Below are 5199 nucleotides of genomic sequence, written 5' to 3' on the forward strand. Positions count from 1 at the left end.
CTGGCGGTCCGGTTGCCGGCGGTGATCCTCGCGCGCACCTCGTCGCGGTCCGCGCGGAGGTCGGCCATCGGCCGGGCGTGACCGTTGGTCCTGGCTGGCTGCGGCACGGGCACGAAGTCGACGTTCATCACGCGACCGCCACGCTCTGCCGCGCGGTCAGCCAGCCCGCGTCCCGCATCCACGACACGGTGTCCCGCACGGTTTCCTCGACCGGACGGGCCTTGACGCCGTTGGTGTCCGCGTTCTCGTCCACCCGCACCCGTCTCGAACAGGTGTAGATGGCGCCGTACTCCGCTGGGATGTGCCACGGCCAGACCCGCTGGACCAGCCCCACTAGCAGGCCCACGGGCAGCATCGAGGTGGCCGGCAGGAACACGGCGGGCAGCCGGCGGCCGGTGATCGCGCGCAGGGTGCGGACGAAGTCGCGTGTGGACAGATAGCGCCCCGGCCCGAAGTACCGGTTGCCCGGTACCGGATCGAGCAGGCGGGCGTGCAGAGTGGCGGTGTCCCGGACGTCGCCGACCGGAAACCCACCGGTCGGCCAGATCGGCATGAGACCGCGCAGGACGTTGCGCAGGCGCGCGTTCTGGTCACCGAGCCTGGAGTCGTGCGGGCCGATCAGGGCGGACGGGTACGTGATCACGACGGGCGCGCCCGCCTCCTGGTGCTCGCGGGCGATCACCTCGGCCGCGGCCTTGCTCGCCAGGTACGGCTCCTTCGCCCGCGCTACCGGCGAATCCGCCCGGAGCACCCGATCATGTTCCACGTCGAGGGCGAAGATCGAGGACACGTGGACGATCGATCCGGCGTGCCGACGGGCCGTCTCGAGCACGACGGCCGTGCCACCTTCGTTGACGCGCTGCATGTTCGCGCGGTCCCTGCTGTCGAACGAGTACAGGGCGGCCATGTGGACGACGGCATCGGCACCGCGCACGGCACGGGTCACCGCGAACGGGTCGGTCACGTCACCCACGACCACGTCGACGTCCACACCGAACGGTGCGAGCGCGGGCTCGACCGCGGATTCGTCGCGGACGAGCAACCGGACCCGGTGACCCGCGCGGACCGCCGCCGCCACGGTGTGGGCGCCGAGGAACCCGGTACCTCCGGTCATGCACACCAACATCGGTCAGCCTCCCGCGCTGGGCTGGTACGCACCGCCGTAGAAAACCAGTGCCCGCGTGCCCGCACCGCGACGGGCGCTGAGCACCCGGCCGAGGAAGATCGAATGATCACCGCCCTCGTAGGACGCGGTCAGCTCGCACTCCAGCCACGCCAGTGCACCGGACAACAGCGGCGCCGCGGTGTGCGGACCCGGTGTCCAGTCGACCACGTCGAACTGGGCCGCGCCGCCGGGACGCCGCCGGTCGGCGAAGTACCTCGCCAGCTCGTCCTGGTCGGCACCCAGCACCGAGATGCCGAAGCAGCGCGCCGTCGTTATGGCCGCGTGCATCCGCGCGGTTCGCGCGACGCAGCACAACACGAGCGGTGGCTCCAGCGACACCGACGTGAACGCGTTGGCGGTCATGCCGTGGCACCGTTCACCAGACGCGGTCAGCACGGTGACGCCGGTGGCGAATCGCGCCATCGCCTCGCGGAGTGTCACCTCGAGGACCACTTGCCCGTTCTCGGTCACTACGCCTCCATCACCGGGGTTCGGCTGTACGGCGCAAGGGCGGCGCGAAGCCCTTCTGGCACGCGCGTGGGCACCGTGTTGGTGTTCGGGCCGCGCATGCACGCGATGCGCTGACGTCCGCGCGCCACCAGGGTTTCCAGGCCGTCGCGGAGCTGCACGTAGTCGAAGCTGAACTGGATCTGGGTCTGGGTCAGCTCCTCCAGGCGCATGCGGATCGACAACTCGTCGAACGCCGTGATCTCGGCGAAGAACTCGCACTCCACCTTGAGCGTGAAGAGCTTCAGATCGTCCCGCAGCTCGGCCAGGACGGACGGCGCCCGTTCCTTGAGGAACAGCTCCCGGCACCGCCCCTGCCACCGCAGGTAGTTCACGTAGTAGACGTTGCCGACGAGGTTGGTCTCCTCGAAGCCGACGACGTGGCGGATCTCGTAGTGGTCCGGCACGGTCACCCCTCCTTTCCGACGAGCACGGCGAACACGACCGGGTCTGCTCGGTCTTCGACGGTCGTGACCCAGGTGGCGATCCGGGCGTCACCGGCCGACAGCACCACCCAGCCGTCGGAGTCCCTGCGCTCCAGGGCCAGCGCCTGGCCGGTGCCGCCGGCCTTGCGGACGCACTCCAGGGCGGACCACACGCGCGCCCCTGCGACGTGTTCGTCCTCAGTGGACGCGAGCAGGTCGCGGAGTGCGATCTGGTGGTGGCCCAGCAGATCGGCCCAGCCTTCCCGCCGGACCGCGGTCTCGACGTCGCAGGTGAGGGTCGCCGTGCCGGGCACGGCCACGGCCAGGGTCAGGCCCGCACCGTGTGACGCGGACACCGTGGCGCCGCCGACCTCGGGTTTGCCGTCCGGCCGGTAGCACACCTCCACGTCTCGTTCGAGCGCCCGGGACAGCGCGACCCTGGTGTGGGTGCGCCGGTCCGGAGCCGGTCCTGGCTCGACGACGACCGCGCGCCTGCCACCGAGAACACGTTCCAGCGACCGCTCGAGGCAGGGGCCGAGCAGGGCCGGCACCCACGGTCCGGCGCCCTGGCGCTGGCGGACCGCCCGCAGTGTCAGGCCTTCCCACCTCTCGACCAGCCGGCCGTCCGGAGTGGACAGGGACACGTCGTACACGTAGCTGTCCCCGTCCTGCTGCCGTTCCCGCGCGTCCATCACGACGTACTCGTCGTCCGGCGTGGACGACAGGTAGAGCTTCTCGACGCTCTGCGGCAGCAGCGTGGCGTCGGGAACACAGCACTGGATCGCGTGCATGGCCGCGTCCCGTGTACCGGGGTCGGCCAGGAGTTGTTGCTGCGGCAGGAAAGTGGCGAACCAGGACGCGTGCGACCGCGTGCCCAGCTCGGCGACCGCGCGCCGGGCACGCACCAGGCGGTACCCGAGCAGCTGCTGGAACCGCTTGCCCTGAAACAGAAATCCGCCGTACAGCTCGCTCCCGGGATCGACCGTCATGATCGGGTGCTCGGCCGTGCCGTCCACGTCGGCCACGGGTGGCCGGGGCGTGCGCACCCGCGCCCGGAAGTGGTCGGCGCCGAACCCGGTCTCCTCGCTCCGGATCACCACGTCCACCACGCCCGGTCCGGTCTGCAGCGCGGCCATCCTGATCGTGGTCGAGTCGCCCGGCCGCACCACGATCGGCCGCAGGAACTCGACGTTCTCCAGCAGCGGCGGGCCGTCGTGGCCGGTGAGGGCGAAGGCGACCTGGGTCATCGCCTCCATCCCGAGCACGGCGGGGAACAGCAGGTCGCCGTCGAGCAGGTGGTCGTCGAGGTACGGGTCGGCACCGGAGGACAGGTCGGCCTCGGTCACCAGCTCGATCCCGGGGTAGTGCGCCCGCACCCGGTCGACGAACCTGAGCAGCGGCAGCTCACGGCGTTCCAGCGGCAGTGTCGGCAGACCGGCCGCACGGCCGCTGACCACCAGCACCGGGCCGGCGGACGGGTCCGCGAGCACCTGCCGGAGCAGGGCGATCCCGTTCTCCACCGAGATCGGCGTGATGCCGTCGCGCACGAGCGCCTCGACCACGCCGAGCCGTTCCCCCATGCCGGCGCCGACCACACCGACCACTCCAGCGCCAACGCCCGCGCGCTGGGGTGCTCGCGCTGGAACTGCACGGTCAGCTCGGTCATCCAGTCGTTGGCGGTGGCGTAGTGCGCCTCACCGCGCAGTCCGGCGCGGCCGATGATGCTGCCGAAGGTGACGAGCAGCCTGATCTGGTCCGGGTCGACCGCGGCGAGCACGTTCCGCAGCCCGGTGATCTTCGGTGCGAGGGCCTGTCCGAACGCGTCCGGCGTGAGGCTGGTCAGCGCTGCCGGTTCGTTGTGACCCGCGCCGTGCAGCACAGCCGTGACCGTGCCCAGTTCGGCCGTGAGCTTCTCCACGGCGGTCCTGACCTGTTCGGACGAGGTCACGTCGGCCCGTTCGTACCGCACCTGCACACCGGCCGCGTCCATTCGGGACAGGTTGGCCGCCAGCTCGGTGTCCTCGGCCGGGTCTCCACGACCGATCAGGGCCAGCCGGGCGCCGGAGTCCTGGGCCATGGCCAGGGCGCACTCCGCGGTGATTCCCTTGCCACCACCGGTGACGAGCAGGACGTCGTCTCGGGTCAGGGGTTGCGCGTCGCCGCTGGGGGTCACGGCCCGGAGCACGGGTGCGGTCCGGTCTTCCCCGTCGTACCGGATCTCCGCATAACCCTGGTTGGCCCGGACTTCCGCGACCACCCGCGCAACCGCCCCACCGGGAGCTGCCGAGTCGACGCCGCCCAGGTCAACGACGGTCGTCGGGACCGCGGGCGTCTCCAGGTAGAAGGTGCGCGCGAGGCCGGCCGCGCCCAGCCGGTGGTGGACGACTACGAACCGGGCGGACGTCGTCGCGGCCTGGGCCGCGGCGAGCATCAACGGGACGTGGTCTTCGGCGTCCTCGCCCAGGCACAGCAGGACACCGCTGCCGATCTGCGCGAGCGCGGCCTTCAGCGGTTCGGCCAGCGGATGGCCTTCTGGCGCGTACACGGTCCACTCACCGGGATCGACGTCCCCGGCGGGCGCGGGGACCGGTTGCCTGACGTGCTCGACGGAGAACGCCCGCACCCAGGCCGCCACGCCGGGGACCTCACCGGGTTCGGCATCGGTGTTCAGGGCGGTCGACGCGAGCCCGTCGATCATGTCGGCGAGCTCGCCCAGGCTGACCGTGGCGAAGTTGGACGTCGCGCTCAGGGCGGGCCTGCCCAGCTCTCGGGTGACCTCGTTGACGATCTGGCCGACCGTGATCGAACTCAGGTGCAGGTCGTCCAGCGGGTGCGTGTCCGCGTGGACGGTCTCGAGCGGCAGTTCGACGCGGTCCGCCGCAAGCCGGCGGAGCAGGTCGAAGGTGGACATCCCCTCCTGGTGCTGCTGCGCTCCGGTGGCCGTGCTCCCTGCCGGTTGCTGCTGGGCGGCGAGGACGGCGTCGATCTCGGGTGCCGTCTCGCACGGGGTTGGCCAGAACTCATCCGGCCCGGTCGGCGGGCAGCGCCGGACGAGCCGTCCCGTCGAGCCAGGCCTGGTCCGCACGGGGGCCCCAGGCCCCC

General features: G+C 71.5%; 3 protein-coding genes and 1 pseudogene. All 4 read right to left on the reverse strand.

Features of this window, described 5'->3' with window-relative positions; translation table 11 throughout:
* Positions 1-127: 127 nt before the first annotated feature.
* Positions 128-1114: an NAD-dependent epimerase/dehydratase family protein gene (locus FXN61_RS47060; RefSeq protein ID WP_246293184.1), complete on the reverse strand. Its 987-nt coding sequence runs from the start codon at positions 1112-1114 to the stop codon at positions 128-130.
* Between the two features lie 15 nt (positions 1115-1129).
* Entirely contained in the window at positions 1130-1588 is a 459-nt protein-coding gene (locus FXN61_RS47065) for a flavin reductase family protein (protein WP_167980283.1), read from the reverse strand.
* Positions 1589-1635: 47 nt separating this feature from the next.
* Complete coding sequence (locus FXN61_RS47070; RefSeq protein ID WP_167980284.1) at positions 1636-2079, reverse strand: acyl-CoA thioesterase; 444 nt, start codon at positions 2077-2079, stop codon at positions 1636-1638.
* A 2-nt stretch (positions 2080-2081) separates the two neighbouring features.
* Positions 2082-5199: pseudogene (locus tag FXN61_RS47075) on the reverse strand (SDR family NAD(P)-dependent oxidoreductase); the annotation flags it as partial.

The organism is Lentzea indica, assembly GCF_012184385.1.
Classification (GTDB): Bacteria; Actinomycetota; Actinomycetes; order Mycobacteriales; family Pseudonocardiaceae; genus Lentzea; species Lentzea indica.

Coding starts and splice junctions, on each gene's coding strand:
- FXN61_RS47060 (WP_246293184.1), bottom strand. CDS start 1,114: ATGACCGGAGGTACCGGGTTCCTCGGCGCCCACACCGTGGCGGCGGCG.
- FXN61_RS47065 (WP_167980283.1), bottom strand. CDS start 1,588: ATGGCGCGATTCGCCACCGGCGTCACCGTGCTGACCGCGTCTGGTGAA.